At 68.4% G+C, this 16,357-nt stretch carries 13 protein-coding genes; 4 read left to right on the forward strand and 9 right to left on the reverse strand.

All coding sequences use genetic code 11. The annotated features are described in order from the left end of the window. Positions 1 to 57: 57 nt before the first annotated feature. On the reverse strand, positions 58 to 657 hold the full coding sequence (locus LFM09_RS38645; RefSeq protein ID WP_414101586.1) for an aminoglycoside 3'-phosphotransferase: 600 nt from the start codon (positions 655 to 657) through the stop codon (positions 58 to 60). 178 nt (positions 658 to 835) lie between these two features. On the opposite strand from LFM09_RS38645, the gene LFM09_RS38650 reads away from it, so the two are divergent. Beyond that, on the forward strand, positions 836 to 1,264 hold the full coding sequence (locus LFM09_RS38650; RefSeq protein WP_414101587.1) for a DoxX family membrane protein: 429 nt from the start codon (positions 836 to 838) through the stop codon (positions 1,262 to 1,264). Here the strand turns inward: LFM09_RS38650 and LFM09_RS38655 are convergent. Continuing rightward, positions 1,222 to 2,085 carry a hypothetical protein gene (locus LFM09_RS38655; protein WP_414101588.1) on the reverse strand — a complete coding sequence of 288 codons (864 nt, stop codon included), beginning with the start codon at positions 2,083 to 2,085 and terminating at the stop codon, positions 1,222 to 1,224. The genes LFM09_RS38650 and LFM09_RS38655 overlap by 43 nt on opposite strands. 154 nt (positions 2,086 to 2,239) lie before the next feature. Here LFM09_RS38655 and LFM09_RS38660 point away from each other — a divergent pair, with 154 nt between their 5' ends. Further along, positions 2,240 to 3,592, forward strand: a complete 1,353-nt coding sequence (locus LFM09_RS38660; protein ID WP_414101589.1) for a pyridoxal phosphate-dependent decarboxylase family protein — start codon at positions 2,240 to 2,242, stop codon at positions 3,590 to 3,592. Here the strand turns inward: LFM09_RS38660 and LFM09_RS38665 are convergent. From LFM09_RS38665 to LFM09_RS38690, 6 genes are all read right to left on the reverse strand, one after another. Next, positions 3,561 to 4,538, reverse strand: a complete 978-nt coding sequence (locus LFM09_RS38665) for a LacI family DNA-binding transcriptional regulator (RefSeq protein ID WP_414101590.1) — start codon at positions 4,536 to 4,538, stop codon at positions 3,561 to 3,563. The genes LFM09_RS38660 and LFM09_RS38665 overlap by 32 nt on opposite strands. Further along, on the reverse strand, positions 4,535 to 5,884 hold the full coding sequence (locus tag LFM09_RS38670; RefSeq protein ID WP_414101591.1) for a GH1 family beta-glucosidase: 1,350 nt from the start codon (positions 5,882 to 5,884) through the stop codon (positions 4,535 to 4,537). The genes LFM09_RS38665 and LFM09_RS38670 overlap by 4 nt, the downstream gene beginning before the upstream one ends. Positions 5,885 to 5,886: 2 nt before the next feature. Further along, positions 5,887 to 6,699, reverse strand: coding sequence for a carbohydrate ABC transporter permease (locus tag LFM09_RS38675; RefSeq protein ID WP_414101592.1), 813 nt, complete (start codon positions 6,697 to 6,699; stop codon positions 5,887 to 5,889). Then, complete coding sequence (locus LFM09_RS38680) at positions 6,696 to 7,637, reverse strand: carbohydrate ABC transporter permease (protein WP_414101673.1); 942 nt, start codon at positions 7,635 to 7,637, stop codon at positions 6,696 to 6,698. The genes LFM09_RS38675 and LFM09_RS38680 overlap by 4 nt, the downstream gene beginning before the upstream one ends. A 5-nt stretch (positions 7,638 to 7,642) precedes the next feature. Then, complete coding sequence (locus tag LFM09_RS38685; protein ID WP_414101593.1) at positions 7,643 to 8,902, reverse strand: ABC transporter substrate-binding protein; 1,260 nt, start codon at positions 8,900 to 8,902, stop codon at positions 7,643 to 7,645. 127 nt (positions 8,903 to 9,029) lie between these two features. Further along, positions 9,030 to 10,049, reverse strand: coding sequence for a LacI family DNA-binding transcriptional regulator (locus LFM09_RS38690; protein ID WP_414101594.1), 1,020 nt, complete (start codon positions 10,047 to 10,049; stop codon positions 9,030 to 9,032). Positions 10,050 to 10,192: 143 nt separating this feature from the next. Here LFM09_RS38690 and LFM09_RS38695 point away from each other — a divergent pair, with 143 nt between their 5' ends. After that, complete coding sequence (locus LFM09_RS38695; protein WP_414101595.1) at positions 10,193 to 12,994, forward strand: glycoside hydrolase family 2 TIM barrel-domain containing protein; 2,802 nt, start codon at positions 10,193 to 10,195, stop codon at positions 12,992 to 12,994. Positions 12,995 to 13,125: 131 nt separating this feature from the next. Beyond that, complete coding sequence (locus LFM09_RS38700) at positions 13,126 to 15,792, forward strand: BTAD domain-containing putative transcriptional regulator (RefSeq protein WP_414101674.1); 2,667 nt, start codon at positions 13,126 to 13,128, stop codon at positions 15,790 to 15,792. Here the strand turns inward: LFM09_RS38700 and LFM09_RS38705 are convergent. Beyond that, entirely contained in the window at positions 15,778 to 16,251 is a 474-nt protein-coding gene (locus LFM09_RS38705) for a hypothetical protein (protein ID WP_414101596.1), read from the reverse strand. The genes LFM09_RS38700 and LFM09_RS38705 overlap by 15 nt on opposite strands. Between the last annotated feature and the right edge of the window lie 106 nt (positions 16,252 to 16,357).

A 16,357-nucleotide genomic window follows, 5' to 3' on the forward strand; every position in this document is an offset into this window, starting at 1 on the left:
ACCGTGATCAACACCGCGATGATCAACCTTGTTCCAAGATCATTCTGTGAGGAGTTCTCAGAAGAACTCGTCGAGCAAGCGGTACCAGTAGAGCTTTTCCGGGCGGGGGACGAGGCCGTAGGCACGGTCGAACGCGGCTACGGCCTCCTCGTCGTCGTCCAGTTCCCGGTGCGCCAACGCGATGTCGTGATGCCGATCAGCCACGCCGAGGCGTCCGGCGTCGAGCAGCACCGTCGAGCCGTCCGGCCGCAGCAGCACGTTCGGCGGGCAGAAATCCCCGTGCGCCACCACGAGATCCTCGTCCGAAGGTGCCGTGGCGACCAGGTGCTCCAGCAGTTCCGACGGCGTCGCGTCGCGATGGTCGTCGTCGAAGTCTGCGGGGTCGACCAGGCCGGCCTCGACGTTGCGCCGCGCCTTCTCCAGCACCACGGGAATCCGCGCGTCGAACGGGCATTCGGCGACCGGCAACGCGTGCAGTGATCGCAGCACGGTGCCCATCACCGTGCCCGCGAGCACCAGGTCGACCGCGGCCAGTGAGGGTGCGCCGACATCGGCCAGCACCAGCCAGCCGTCCGTGAACGCCGTGATCTCCGGCACCTCGAAGTGCGTGCCCAGCCAGCGCAAACGCTCGTGCTCGTCCGCCGCGTCCCGCTTCACGTAACAGGATCCGACGCGCCACGCCGAGTTCGACAGACCTTCGTGATCGCTCGACCAGACGGCGTCGGGACCGACCGCCTGTAGCACTTCCCCAGGGATCTTCACCCCGGAATCAAACCATTCTGCGATGAGCGAACGGCATTGACCTCTACTTAACAGGAGATTTGATGCTGTTCACATGACGATCAAGTACCTCACCGTTGCCGTTCGCATCCTCTTCGGCGCGCTGTTCGCGTTCTCCGGCTTCACCAAGCTCTTCGGTCTGGGGTCGCAGTCGATGGACGGCATGCCCGCCGAGGCGGTGGCGTTCGCCACCGCGCTCGGCGAGAGCGGATTCATCATGCCCATCACCGCGGTCGTTGAACTCGTGGCCGGAGTCATGTTGCTGGTCAACAGGTTCGCGCCGCTCGCACTGGCACTGCTGGCACCGCTCGTGGTCGGGATCTTCGGCTTCCACGTGCTGCTGGCGCCCAGTGGTGCCGCGGTGGCCGTGGTGCTCGCGGTCGCCGAGCTCTACCTGGCGTGGGCCTACCGCGAGTCGTTCAAGCCCATGCTGATGCCACGTCACTCGCAGCCGGTTCCGTTGCCGTCCCTGTCCAAGTCGTAAACGTCCGGACCGATCACGCGGATCGGGCCCGTGACGTACGCGGGCCCGTTCCCGGTGCCGCCGGCGCAGTCGACATCAGACGCGATCGGGACGCATGGGCTGTAGCTCGCGTGGCAGCTCGGCTGAGGTGCCGGCGCTGGCTGGGGCTGCGGATTGGGCTGCGGCTGGGGTTGCGGCTTCGGCTGCGCGACCGCCGGGGGAGTGGTGGTCGTCGTAGTAGTCGTTGTCGTGGTGGTAGTTGTGGTCGTCGTGGTGCTGGTCGGCGCCGTGGTCGTGGTCGTAGTGGCAGGTGCGGTCGTGGACGTGAGCCCGGCGGCCTTGTTCACGTTGGTCGGCCCGCTCACCACCGCCCCGACAACAACAATCGCGATGAAGAACGCGAACAGGCTGCCCGCCCCGATCGCCACCGGCGCGATCCACGACCGAGAGCTCGCGACCGGCACCACCGCACCTCGGGGCACCTCACGCGGCATCCGCAACACGATCTGCAGCAACCCGTTGTTGCCGCGCTGCACCAACGCCTGGCACCCGGTGGCACCACCGCCGGACTCCACGTGCATCAGCACCGGCGCATACCGTTGCGACATCAGGAAAGTCAGCTCACCGACCCGGTACCCGTCGAGCCGCACCTCGATGCCGCGCTGACCGCGGTGCTTCCCGGCCGCGATCATGCACCACGTCAGGTGCACGGCGACCTGCCGCGTCACACCGGCCGGAACGGCGTACCGGGCCAGCACGTCCTGGTGGTGCTCCTCGCCGGTGACGGTCACCGTCACCTCACCGGGCACCATCACCAGACCGGCGGCCGAGTTCTCGATCACTGTCGCTCTCCCTCAAACCGGGGCACGTACGGCAGGACCATCGAGCGACTACGCCAAGTGTTACCGAGCGTATGCCGTTCGAGTGAAATCAGGCCGGCAGTGTCACGCACCGTCGACGATCACCGATGTACAGCGATCTGCGTACCGTGTGCTCATGTTGCAGCCGGACCGCGAAACCAGGGCCGAGTGGACGAAGACGGTGACCGCCTTCGTCGAGAACTTCATCGACGGGCTGGAAACCGCGCCCGCGTCGTCACCGGGTACCGCCCTCCTGCCACCACCCCCGGCCGAAACACCCGGCGAACTCGCCGACCTGCTGGCCCAGTTCGCCGACGCCGCCGCACAGGCCGTGGAAACCGCCGGCCCGCGTTACCTCGCCTACTTCCCGGCAGGCGGCCTCTACAGCTCGGTGCTCGCCGAGTTCGCCGCCCAGGCCACCAACCGCTACACCGGCGTCGCCTCCACCGCACCAGCACTCGTCGCCATGGAGCACAGCGTCATCCGCTGGCTGTGCACCGAGTTCGGCCTTCCCCGCGGCGCAGGCGGCATCTTCACGACCGGCGCCTCACTCGCGACTCTCTCGGCGGTCCACACGGCCCGCCAAGATCGACTGAAGACCCACGACCCCAACGGAACCATCTACGTATCCCCGCACACCCACCACTGCGTCTCGAAGGCCGCCCACATCACGGGCTTCCCACCCGAGCGCATCCGCGTCGTCCCCACCGACGAACACCTGCGCATGGACGTCGTCCAAGCCCAAGCCATGATCGCCGAAGACCGCGCCAACGGCCTGAAGCCGTTCCTCGTCATCGGTACGGCAGGCGCGACCAGCACCGGCATCGTCGACCCGCTGGACGCCATCGCCACCCTCGCGTCCAGCGAAGACCTGTGGTTCCACGTCGACGGCGCGTACGGCGGCGCGTTCCAGCTGACCGAACGAGGCCGCGCGATCCTCCAGGGCATCAACCGTGCCGATTCCATCGCCTGGGACCCGCACAAGAGCCTCTTCCTCCCGTACGGCACCGGCGTCCTGCTGGTCCGCGACGAGGCGAAGCTGCGCGCGGCCCACGTGGCAGACGGTGACTACCTGCAGGACCTCGACCACGGCACCGGCGTCCCCGACTACTCGGACCTGGGACCGGAGCTCACCCGGGAGTTCCGCGGCCTGCGCATCTGGCTGCCGCTGCACCTGCACGGCGTCAAGGCGTTCCGGCAAGCGATCGACGAGAAGCACGACCTGGCCGACCACCTGCGGGCCGAGCTCACCAAGATGGAGCACATCGAGGTGCTCCCGTCCGACCTGACCGTCGTGGTGTTCCGGAGCGCCGACAGCGAGCAGCTCCTGAAGGACATCAACAACTCCGGCAAGTTCTTCCTGTCCAGCACCAGGCTCGGCGGGAGGTTCACCCTGAGGATCTGCGTGCTCAGCCATCGCACCCACCGCGAGCACGTCGACGAGGTGATCGAGCTGATCAGGCGCTTGTCCGCACCACCAGCGAGGTAGGCAGCAGCACCGACGGCGGCAGCCCCTCCTCGCCCTCGATCTCGGCGAGAAGGCGCCACGTCAGCATTCGCCCGAACCGCTCCACGTCCTGCTTCACCGTCGTCAACGGCGGCACTGCGGGCACCGAATCGTCGAACCCGACCACAGCAACGTCATCCGGCACCCGGCGACCAGCAGCGTGCAGCACCTGCAACGCCCCGAGCGCCATGATGTCCGCGGCCACGAACACCCCGTCCAACGAAGGTTCCCGAGTCAGCAACGACGTCATCGCCGAAGCACCACCTTCGGGCGTGAAGTCGCCGTACGCCACCAGGTCCGTGCGCTGCCCGGACATCGCGCGGCGCCACCCGGACAGCCGGTCCAGCCCGACCGCCATGTCCACCGGCCCGGCGATCGTCGCGATCCGCTTGCGCCCCGACGAGATCAGGTGCTGGGTCGCCTCCACCGCGCCGGTGAAGTTGTCCGAGTCGACGTACGGCACCGGCCCGCCCGCCAGCGGCCGTCCGCCTGCCACGACCGGCAAGCCGTTGTCGTGCAACAACGACAGCAGCGGGTCGTGGCCGTGCGAACTGATCACCAACGCGCCGTCGACGTGCCCGCCGGTCAGGTACGAGCCCACGTCGCCGGGCTGGCTCATCATCAGCACCAGCTGCGTGCGGTGCCCGGCCAGTTCGGCGTGCACCCCGCGCATCACCCCGGCGAAGAACGGGTCGGCCAGCACCCGGCCGCTCGGTTCGGAGACCACCAACGCGATCGCGTTGGCCCGATGGCCGGCCAATGACCGAGCGGCCTGGTTCGGCGTGTAGTCGAGCTGGATCACGGCTCGCCGCACCGCCTCCCGCGCCCGTGTGCTCACGTGCGGCGCGCCGTTGAGGACGCGGGAGACGGTGGACTTCGACACCCCGGCCAGCCGGGCGACCTCGTCTATGCCGGGGCGCCGGGTCATGACGCGATGGCGTTGCTGCGTGCCACGGCGGAGAACCAGCGAGCACTCATCTTCGGTGTGCGCACCTGCGTGTCGTAGTCGACGTGCACGATGCCGAACCTCTTCGCGTAGCCCTCGGCCCACTCGAAGTTGTCCATCAGCGACCAGCAGAAGTAGCCCCGCAGGTCCACACCGGCCGCGATGGCGGTGTGCGCGGCCCGCAGGTGCGAGGCCAGGTATGCGGTGCGTTCGGCGTCGTCGACTCCCGGCTGGTCGGGGTACGCGGCGCCGTTCTCGGTGATGTACAAGGGGATCGACGGGTAGTCCTGGTGCACCCGCAGCAGCACCGAGGTGAGCCCGTCCGGCCGCACCTCCCAGCCCATGTCCGTGATCGGCGCGTCCCGGCGCGGGAACGAGTGGTCGCCGACCCCGATCCACGGCGAGGGCGCGGTCTCGCCCGGCGCGGCACTCACGTAGTGCTCGGTGTAGTAGTTGACGCCGAGCATGTCGAGCGGCGTGGAGATCACCGCGAGGTCGCCGTCCTTGACCATCTCGGAGAACCCGAACGGTGCCAGGTCCTCCACGACGTCCTGCGGATACCGGCCGTGGAACAACGGGTCCAGGAAGATCCGCTGCTGCAGGCCGTCCAGCCGCCGCGCCACGTCCAGGTCCGCCTCGGAGTCCGGGTCGGCCGGGATGATCGGGTACATGTTGAGCGTGATCCCGGCTTCCGCACCACGTTCGCGGATCACCCCGGCCGCCAGCCCGTGGCCGAGCAACAGGTGGTGCACCGCGGCGGCCGCGGCAGCCGGTTCGGTGCGGCCGGGCGCGTGGACTCCCGCCGCGTAACCGAGGAACGCCGAGCACCACGGCTCGTTCATGGTGGTCCAGCCGTTGACCCGGTCGCCCAGCGACTCGATCACCGTGGTGGCGTACTCGGCGAACCGGAACGCGGTGTCCCGGGAAGCCCACCCGCCGAGGTCTTCCAGCTTCTGCGGGAGGTCCCAGTGGTAGAGCGTCGGCCACGGGCGGATGTCGTGCTCCAGCAACGTGTCGATCAGCCGCCGGTAGAAGTCGAGCCCGGCCTGGTTGACCGCCCCGCCGTCCGGCCGCACCCGCGGCCACGCGATCGAGAACCGGTAGGCCTGCAGGCCCAGCTCGGCCATCATCTTCACGTCCTGCTCGAACCGCCGGTAGTGGTCGGCACCAGGCTCACCGGTGTGCCCTCCCACGACCTTGCCCGGCACGCGGCAGAACGCGTCCCAGATGGAGTCGGTGCGACCGTCCACGTCGGTCGCACCCTCCACTTGGAACGCAGCCGTCGCGGCTCCCCAAAGAAACCCGTTCGGGAAAGCGATTTTCTCCACCTTCACCCCTTCACAGCGCCCTGCATCACGCCCGCGACGATCTGCCGCCCGAGCACCAAGAACACGATCAAGACCGGAACGGTCGCCAGAGTCGTTCCGGCGAGCACGAGCGAGTAGTCGACGTAGTAGCCGCTCTGCAGCTTCTCCAGCGCCACCTGGAGCGTCGGGTTGTCGGCGTTCAACACGACCAACGGCCACAGGAAGTCGTTCCACGACTGCATGAACGTGAACACGCCCAGCATCGCGGCGGCCGGGCGGGCCGCGGGCAGCGCGACGTGCCAGAAGGTCCGCCACAGGCTGCAGCCGTCCATCCGCGCGGCCTCGACGAGCTCGTCGGGGATGGCGTCGACCAGGTACTGCCGCATCCAGAACACACCGAACGCGGTGACGAGGTTCGGCACGATCACGGCCTCCAGCTCGCCGGCCCAGCCGAACTCCGCCATCGCCATGTACAGCGGGATGATGCCGAGCTGCGTGGGTACCGCGAGCGTCGCCACCACGAACAGGAACAGCACGCCACGACCCCGGAACCGCAGCTTGGCGAACGCGAAACCGGCCAGCGTGGACAGCAGCACGACGGACAACGTCACCGTGCCGGACACGATGAAGCTGTTGCCCAGCGCCTTCCAGAACGGGATCGAGTCGAACACCCGCGCCGCGTTGGCGAAGAAGTTCCCGCCGGGGATCAGCGTGAAGTCACCGGTCAGCACCGAGTTGTCGCGGCTCGCCACCAGGTACGACCAGTAGAACGGGAACGCCGAGCCGAGGATGAACGCGGCCAGCACCCCGTAGACCACGAAGGACGGACGCCTCACTTCACCGCCCTCCTCGTGAGCCAGAAGTTCAGTCCGGCGATCAGGATGATGATCATGAACAGCACCCACGCGATCGCCGACGCGTAGCCGAGGTCGAAGTGCTGGAAGGCCGACTGGTACAGGTAGAGCACGACGGTCTGGTACTGGTGCTCCGCACCGCCACCGCTACCGCCGGCCGGTTCGTACAGCTTGGCCTCGGTGAAGATCTGCAACCCGCCGATCGTCGACGTGACCACGACGAACACGATCGTCGGCTTCAGCATCGGCAGCGTGATGCTGAAGAACCGGCGCACCGGCCCGGCCCCGTCGACCACGGCGGCCTCAGTCACCTCGCGCGGGATCGCCAGCATCGCGGCGAGCACGATCAGCGCGTTGTAGCCGGTCCACCGCCAGTTGACCATCGAGGCGATGGCGACGTGACTGCCGAACGTGCTGGCCTGCCAGTCGATCCGCGGCAGACCGACGAACGCAAGCACGTCGTTGACCAGACCGTACTGCGGCCCGAACAGGTTGCCGAAGATGATCGTCAACGCGACCAGCGAGGCGACGTAGGGGAGCAGCACGCCCATCCGCCACGCCGTGCGCGCCCGCAGGTTCGCGGCGAGCAAAGCGGCGAGCACGACCGCGACGATCACCTGCGGGACGCTGGACAGCAGGAAGATGCTGAAGGTGTTGAACAGCGCGTTCCAGAACTGGCTGTCGGTGAACAGTGTCGCGTAGTTCTGGAGACCGACGAACGGTGTCTCGTCGGCGCCGAGCTCCCAGTCGAACAGCGACACGTAGGCCGTGTACAGCAACGGGAAGAGACCGACGGCGCCGAACAACACGAAGAACGGCGCCACGAACAGGTACGGCGACACCTTGGTGTCCAAAGAGGACAGCCGGTGGGTCCGCGAGCGGGCAGGGATCACCCGCTCGCGGTCCGGCCTGGTGAGCATGGCGGTCACTTAGCGACCTTCTGTGCCTCCGAGAGCGCGGTCTTCCAGGCGTCGTCGGCGCCCTTGCCCTGCTCGACGGACAGCAGCGCCGCGCTGAACACGGTGTCCTGCAGCTGACCGTCGGTCGGGCCCTTGTACTGCGCCGCGGTCACCTTCTGGGCCTGCGCGGCGAACAGCGCGCCCGCCTTGATGTCACCGAAGTACGCGTTCGACGAGTCCAGCAACGCGGGATCGGTCAAAGCCTTGACCTGGCTCGGGAACGTGCCCTTGGACTTGAACGCCTTGATCTGCTGCTCCGGCGCGGTCAGCCAGGCCGCGAGCTCGGCGGCCTTCTTGGCGTTCTTGCTCTGCTTCGGCACGGTCAGGAACGACCCGCCCCAGTTGCCGCCGCCGTTCGGGAACGCCTCGGTGACAGCCCACTTGCCGGCGTTCTCGGGACCGGCCTGCTTCTCGATCACGCCGAGCATCCACGACGGGCACGTCTTCGTGGCGAACGCGCCGTTCTTGAAGCCGGTGTTCCACTCGTTGCTCCACGCCGCGAGCTTCGCCGACTGGCCCTTCGCGACCGCGCCCGTGACGGCCGTCCAGTCGGCCTTGATCGCGGGGTTGGTCTCGACGACGAGCTTGTCGGACTTGTCGAAGTAGCCGACCTCGTGCTGGTTGTGCATGGCGTTGAAGACCTGGGCGGCGCTGTCGAACCACGCCACCCCGCCGGACTTCGCGATGAACTGGTCACCGGCGGCGAAGTAGCTGTCCCAGGTGGCGAACAACGACTTCACGGCGTCCGGAGAGGACGGCAGACCGGCCTTCTCGAGCAGGTCCTTGCGGTAGCACATGGCGAGCGGCCCGATGTCGGTGCCGTAGCCGATGAGCTTGCCGTCCTTGGTGGCCGAGTCGTACTTCCACTTCAGCCAACGGCCTTCCTCGACCTGCGGCCCGATCTCCTTGAGGTCGTTGAACTGACCCGCCTTGGAGAGGACCTGGCTGAGGAAGCCCTCCTCGACCGCCTCGATGTCGGCCAGCCCCGAGCCCGCACCCAGCTTGGTGAACAGGTTCTTGTGGTGCGGCTCGCCCTGGCCGGTCTTGCGCTGCGTGATCTTGACGTCCGAGTGCGCTGCCTCGTACTCCTTGAGCAGCTCCTCGTACCCGAACTCGTTGAACGTGGCGATGGTCAGCTCGGTCTTGCCGTCCTGGGCTGCACCGCCCGACGAGCACGCGGTGGCGGTTAAGAGCAGGAGAACGCTGACCCAACTGCGGTGGCGCACGGGAGAACTCCCTCGGTCTCGACGGCGGTTTCTGGGAGCGCTCCCAGAAGTTTCAGGGAGTGTTAACCGCGCGCTACGAGGGTGTCAAGGCATTACAGGGGTTGTTTCTGGGAACGCTCCCAGTTTGTTACGCGCTGGCTCGCTTCACGAGAGAGGTGGGCAGCAGCAGCGACGGGGGCAGGCCGTCCTCGCCGGCCAGCTCGGCCAGCAGGCGCCACGTCATGGTGCGGCCGAGCTCCTCGACGTCCTGCCGGATGGTGGTGAGCGGCGGTGTCGTGGTCGAGGCGAACACCGAGTCGTCGAACCCGATCACCGCGACGTCGTCCGGGATGCGCTTGCCATGGGCGTGCAGCACCTGCAACGCGCCGAGCGCCATGATGTCCGCGGCGATGAACACCGCGTCGAGGCCGGGAGCCTTGCGCAGCAGGCGCTCCATCGCCTGAACTCCGCTCTCCGGGGTGAAGTCGCCGTGCGCCACCAGGTCCGTGGCGATCTTCGCCTCGCTCAGCCCGCGTTTGAACCCGCTGAGCCGGTCCGCGCCCACGGCCATGTCCTTCGGCCCCGCGACGGTGGCGATCCGCTTGCGGCCGAGCGACGCCAGGTGCCGCGCGGCCTCTAGCCCGCCGGTGAAGTTGTCCGAGTCCACGAACGGCACGCCGGTGGTCCCGAGCGGCCGCCCGCCGACCACGACCGGCAGTCCGATCTCCTGCAGCATCGGCACCAGCGGGTCCTCGCCGTGCAGGCTGACCAGCAACGCGCCGTCGACGTGCCCGCTGCTCAGGTATGCGACCAGGTCGTCGGTGTCCGACGGCTGGCTCATCATCAGCAACAGCTGCAGGTGCCGGCCGGCGAGCTCGGCGTGCACCCCGCGCAGCACCCCGGCGAAGAACGGGTCGGAGAGCACCCGGCCGGTCGGTTCGGACACGACGAGCGCGATCGCGTTCGCGCGCTGGCCGGCGAGCGCCCGCGCGGCCTGGTTGGGGGAGTACCCCAGCTCGGCGATCGCGGCGTGCACGGCCTCACGCGACTTCGCGCTGACGTACTGCTCGTCGTTGATCACGCGCGAGACGGTCGACTTCGACACCCCCGCGACCCGCGCTACCTCTTCGATGCGCGGCCCAGGGCGCCGTTTGGCCGTCTCAGTCATGACAATCATCCTAGGACCGGACAGACATCGGGTGAATGTAACTTTTTGGTCTACACCATCTACGGGTGAGCTGTTAGGAACGCGGGACGCCCACTTCGAGGTAGAGGTGAGATCCGATGTCTTGGCGACACCCTGTCTTCGTCTTGCTCCTTCTGCTCGGTCTGACTGCTCCGGTCACCGCCGCGGTGGCGGCACTGCGCAGCACCTCGTTCACGAACGACTGGCGCTTCGTGCTCGCCGACCCGGCGAACGCGCAGCAACCCGATCACGACGACTCGTCCTGGCGCCGCCTCGACCTGCCACACGACTGGAGCATCGAGCGCGACCCCAACCCCGCGGCTGCCCCCGGTGAGGGCTACTACGAGGCGGGGACCGCCTGGTACCGCAAGACGTTCACGCTGCCGGCGAACGCGAAGGGCAAGCGGATCTCGCTGGAGTTCGACGGCGTCTACATGGACTCCCACGTGTACGTGAACGGCAAGCTCGCGCGCAGCCACCCGTACGGCTACACAGGCTTCAACGTCGACATGACCGGCCTCGCGCACACCGACGGCGAGCCGAACGTCGTCGCGGTGAAGGTCGTGCACCAGGCGCCCAGCAGCCGCTGGTACGCGGGCAGCGGCATCTACCGCAACGTCCACCTCGTCGTCACCGAACCGGTGCACGTCGCCCGGCACGGCGTCTTCGTGACCACGCCGAACCTCGCGGCCACCTACCCCAAGGGGTACGCCGACGTCGAGGTGAAGACCGAGCTCGTCGGCAAGGGCACCGTGACCCACCAGGTGCTCGACGCCGACGGCAAGGTGGTCGCTTCAGGACGCACCCTCCGCGTCCAGAAACCGACGCTGTGGAACACCGCCAAGCCGTACCTCTACACGCTCGTCACCAGGGCCAGCTCCGGTGACACCGTCCGCACGCCGTTCGGGATCCGGTGGTTCGAGTTCGACCCCGCCGACGGCTTCTCGTTGAACGGCAAGGACATGAAGCTGGAGGGCGTCAACCTGCACCACTCGCTCGGCGCGCTCGGTGCCGCCGTGCACGAGGACGGCATCCGGCAGCAGCTGCTCACCATGAAGCGGATGGGCGTCAACGCGGTCCGCACGTCGCACAACCCGCCCGCGCCCGAGTTCGTGCGGCTCTGCGACGAACTGGGCCTGCTGCTGATGATCGAGGCGTTCGACACCTGGCGCACGCCCAAGCGGCAGTTCGACTACGGCAGGTTCTTCGACCGGCACAGCTCCGCCGACATCAAGGAAATGGTGCACGCGGCCAAGAACTCGCCGTCGGTGATCATGTGGTCGATCGGCAACGAGATCCCGGACGGCACCTCGGTCGAGATCGGGGTGCCGATCGCCCGCAGGCTGATCGACGACGTCAAGTCGGTCGACCGCACCCGCCCGGTCGTGATCGGCTCGCACAGCTACACCAGCGTGCCGAAGGACGGCTCGGCGCAGGACCAGATCCTGCGCATGCTCGACGGCGTCGGCCTGAACTACAACACCGCCAAATCCATCGACGCGTTGCACGCCAAGTACCCCAACACGTTCTTCATCGAGTCCGAGTCGTCGTCGAGCACCTCTGCCCGAGGTGTCTACCTCGACCCCCAGCAGAAGAACACCGGCCAGGACTACACGCCGGGCCAACGCGGCAGCTCGTCCTACGACAACAACATCGTCGGCTGGGCCTCCAGCGGCGAGCACGCGTTGAAGAAGGACCGCGACCGCAAGTTCCTCGCCGGGCAGTTCGTGTGGGCGGGCCAGGACTACATCGGCGAACCCACGCCGTACCACGGAGTCTTCCCGGTGCGGTCGTCGCTGTTCGGCGCGGTGGACACGGCGGGCTTCGAGAAGGACCAGTTCTACCTGTACCAGTCACAGTGGACGACGGCGCCGATGGTGCATCTGCTGCCGATGAACTGGACCGACCACGAACCGGGCGCGCCGGTGCACGTGTGGGCCTACAGCAACGCCCCCGACGTCGAGCTCTTCCTCAACGGCCGCTCGCTCGGCACGAAGTCGTTCCAGGCCAAGAAGACCACGTACGGCAAGTCGTACCTGGAGACCAGCGAACCGACCGGGGACGACAGGACCTATCCCGGAGGCAGCTACACGAGCCCGAACGGAGGCGCCGGGCACCTCCGGCTGGCGTGGACCGTGCCGTTCGAACCCGGCACTCTCACGGCCGTGGCGCGCAAGAACGGCACGCCGATCGCGACCGACACGCTGCGCACCGCGGGCACGCCGGCGAAGGTCACGCTGAACACCGTGCGCGGCAAGGAACTCGACTACGTGAGCGCGACCGTCGTCGACGCCAACGGGGTGGTCGTGCCGTCCGCGGACCACCGGATCACCTTCGAGGTCGCCGGCGGAAGGGTCGTCGGCACCGACAACGGGCGTCAGGAGGACCGGGAGAACTTCACCGCGTCCACCAGGCGTGCCTACCACGGGAAAGCGCTTGCCATCGTCACCGCCGGCGCACGGGTGACCGCGCGGCTCGGTGCACCGTCGCCGCGGCCACCCGCCGACGCGTCCTACTCCGGAGCGGCGGGCACGCTGCCGGAGCACCTGGTCGACGGCAAGCCGGAGACGGCGTGGTCGAACTTCTACACGAAGGGCCAGACGCCGCAGCTGACGGCGACGAGCCTGTCGCACGCCTCGGACTGGGTCGCGCTGAACTCGGCCATGCGCACGGTCAGGAGCATGACCGCCACGTTCACCACGGGCGGCGCCTACGCGTTGCCGTCGGCCGTCGACGTCCGGTACTGGGACGGCAGCCGATATGTGCCGGTCACGGGCTTGCGAGTGGTCTGGGCGGGAGGGTCAGGCGCGCCCAGCACCATCACGTTCGACCCGGTCACGACGAACAGCGTGCGGCTTCTCCTTTCCAGCGCGACACCAGGGACAGCGGGTGGCTTCCTGCGGATCTCGGAGCTGACGGCGGCATAGGAGAAGTTTCGAAGATCGTCCGCACAAATCGCGCACAGCGCTCCCTCGTTCTGGCACCATGCCGGAGCGAGGGAGGGTCAGTGCGGTATCGGCTTCTTGGGCCGCTGCAGATCTGGCGTGCAGGCGTGGAAGTGCGCCTGGGCGGACCCCGGCAACGGGCGCTGCTGGCGGCGTTGGCCATGCGTGCCAACGAAACGGTCAGTTTTGAACACTTGAGTGAAGCGGTGTGGGAATCTCCACCCGCTGCCCCTGAATCGAACATTCGCACCTATGTCGCGGCGTTGCGCAAGCTGGTGCTCGACGACCTGGTGACGGTCCCCGGCGGGTACCGGCTGAACACGCCGGTCGAGGACGTCGACGTCCTCGTCTTCGAGCAGCTGTGCGCGGCCGGCGACGAGGCGCTGCGGCAGGGCGACCACCGAACGGCGGTGACGAGGTACGAAGAGGCGCTGGCGTTGTGGCGCGGGCCCGCACTGGAGGGGCTCACGATCGGTCCCGTGCTGGTCGCGGAGCTGACGCGGCTGCAGGAACGGCGGCTGACGGTCGCCGAGCAGCACGCCCGGCTGGCCATCGAGCTCGGCCAGGGCGAGCGGCTGATCGGCGAGCTGCGGCGGCTGACCAAGCAGTTCCCGTTGCGGGAACAGCTGTGGCTGCAGCTCATGCACGCGCTGCAGCGTGCGGGCAGGCCTGCCGAGGCGCTGCGGGCGTTCGAGGACGTGCGGCGGCTGCTGGCCGACGAGCTGGGCACCGATCCCGGCTCCGACCTGCGGGAACTGCACGCCCGGCTGTTGCGCGGCGACGAACCGCGACCGGCGCTGAACACGTTGCCTCGCGACGTCGCGGACTTCACCGGCCGCACCGCCGAGATCGAACGGCTGACGCGTGCGGTGACCGGCAAGTCGGCTGTGGTGATCTCCGCGATCGACGGCATGCCTGGCGTGGGCAAGACGACTTTGGCCGTCCACTTGGCACACCGGCTGGAGTATCCGGACGGTCAGCTGTTCATCGACCTGCACGCGCACACGGCGGGCCGTGCGCCCGTTGAACCGACGGATGCGCTCGACATGCTGCTGCGCGCGCTCGGCTTGGAGGAGATCCCGACGGATCCCGACGAGCGGGCCTCGTTGTGGCGGGCCGAGCTGTCGCGGCGGCGGTTGCTGGTGGTGCTGGACAACGCGGTGAGCGCCGACCAGGTGCGGCCGCTGCTGCCGGGCGTGCCGGGGTCGCTGGTGCTGGTCACGTCGCGGGCACGGCTGGTCGAGCTGGAGGGCACGTCGACGCTGACGCTGGACGTGCTGTCGGAGGCGGAAGCGCTGGAGCTGTTCGCCACGATCGTCGGCGACGAGCGCGGCACGGACCCGGCGGCCCGTGAGGTCGTCGAGCTGTGCGGCCGGTTGCCGTTGGCCGTGCGGCTGGCGGCCGGTCGGTTGCGTTCGCGGCCGACCTGGACCACCGCGCATCTCGCGACCCGGTTGCGCGAGGGGCGATTATCCGAACTGGACGCGGTCTTCGCGTTGTCGTTCGGCCAGCTGCCCGCGCCGCACCAGCGGTTGTTCGCACTGCTGGGCCTGCACCACGGCACCGACTTCGACGTCGACCAGGCCGCCGCGCTGGGGGAGCTGGAACCGTTGGAGTGCGACGGGATGCTCGAGGATCTCGTCGACGTGCACCTCCTGGAGCCCACGACGCTCGGCCGCTACCGGCTGCACGACCTGCTGCGGCAGTACGCGCAGTCCAAAGTGGACGCGTCGCGGGAGCCGCTGACCCGGCTGATCGACCACTTCCTGGACACCGCGAACCAGGCGACCCAGCTGATGTCGCCGGCGTCGCGCAAGTACGAGGTCGACATCACCTACCGGCCGCAGTGGCGGCTCGTGCTGCGCGACTACGACCACGCCGTGGAGTGGATGGAGACCGAACGCCAGACGCTGATCGCCACGGTGGCGTTGGCGCTCAACGGTGGCTGGCACACGCAGTGCTGGCAGCTGACGCGCGCGATGACGTTCTTCCTCATGGTGCGCGGTCACACTCTCGACTGGTCCACGGTCCACGAGTACGCGCTGCAGGCCGTGACCGACAACAAGCCGGCGCTCGCGATCACGGTGAAGAACTACGCGATGTTCTTCTGGCAGGTCGGGCGGTACCAGGAGGCGATCGACCACAACGAGCGCGCGATCGACCTGCTGCACGAGCTGGGTGACCTGCAGGGCGAAGCGGGCGCGTTGAACAACCTCTCGCTGGTGTACCGGACGTTGCAACGTCACGGCGAGGCCGCCGACCTCCTGGAGCAGGCGATCAAGGTCGCGCGCCAGCTCGGTGACCGCCACCTGGAGTCGCAGGCGATGAGCAACGTCAGCAACAGCTACAGCGCTCTCGGCCGGTACGACGAGGCGCTGAACGCCTGCAACGGGGCGCTGGCCCTGATGCGGGAGCTGGGCAGCCGGCGCGACGAGGCGGACACGCAGAGCGCGCTGGGCATGATCCTGTTCGCGATGGGCCGCCACGAAGAGGCGCTGGAAGCGTTGCGGTCGGCGCTCTCGGCGGTGCGCGCGATCGGTGACGTCACAACGGAAACCGTGGTGCTGAACTACCTCGGTGAGGTGCTGACCGCGGCCGGGCGGCCTGGGGAGGCGTTGGTGCCGCTGCGGGAGGCGTTGGAGCTGGCGGAACGGATCGACGACCGGCGTGAGGCGGCCAACGCGCACAAGCACCTCGCGCGTGCGGTGGCGGATCCGGAAGAGGCGGCACGGCACCGGAAGGAGTCGGAAGAGCGGTTCGCCGCGCTAGGCCGGGACTGACCGCGGTCCCGGCCGCCCGCCCGGCAGCACCGCGCCGCGCGGCAGTCCGTCCCGCAGCAACGGCAACAGCTTGGGGTGCTTGCTCATCAGCACCGCGGCGGTGCCGTTGCGCTGCTGGACCCGGCGGCAGAAGTGCGGCGACAGCGGCACGCCGAGGTACGCGTCGGCGCGCGGCCCGTAGACGATCCTGTCCTCGACCCCGCACCACGCGCCGGCGACGGGGTGACCGTCGACCCAGAGGTAGCCCTCCACGTACACGCCGCCCTTGTGCCGGGGCGCCTCGCTGAACGCGTCGCTGAAGGTGACCTGTGGCGACAGGCGGGTCTCGGCGTCGGCGGTCCACCACCGGCCGACGTCGAGCACCAGGCCCTCCATGCTCGCGTGCGCCCACTCCGAGTCGTCCACGAGCGTGCGGAACGGGGCTTCGAGCCTGGTGAGAGCCGCTGTGAGCTCCTCCACCCGCTCATGGTGCGTCGATCGGCCCGGTTTCGCTGTCCGGCGTGGAATAGGTCCACCGGACCGGGTTAGTGGCGCGACTGGCGACGTTGGCGGTGAGTTCACGCTC

This window comes from Lentzea alba (assembly GCF_047445655.1).
Classification (GTDB): Bacteria; Actinomycetota; Actinomycetes; order Mycobacteriales; family Pseudonocardiaceae; genus Lentzea; species Lentzea alba_A.

Bases quoted from the DNA above. Each gene is read 5' to 3' on its own strand.
- LFM09_RS38690 (WP_414101594.1), bottom strand. From the start codon at position 10,049: ATGACTGAGACGGCCAAACGGCGCCCTGGGCCGCGCATCGAAGAGGTA.
- LFM09_RS38665 (WP_414101590.1), bottom strand. From the start codon at position 4,538: ATGACCCGGCGCCCCGGCATAGACGAGGTCGCCCGGCTGGCCGGGGTG.
- LFM09_RS38680 (WP_414101673.1), bottom strand. From the start codon at position 7,637: ATGCTCACCAGGCCGGACCGCGAGCGGGTGATCCCTGCCCGCTCGCGG.
- LFM09_RS38650 (WP_414101587.1), top strand. From the start codon at position 836: ATGACGATCAAGTACCTCACCGTTGCCGTTCGCATCCTCTTCGGCGCG.
- LFM09_RS38660 (WP_414101589.1), top strand. From the start codon at position 2,240: ATGTTGCAGCCGGACCGCGAAACCAGGGCCGAGTGGACGAAGACGGTG.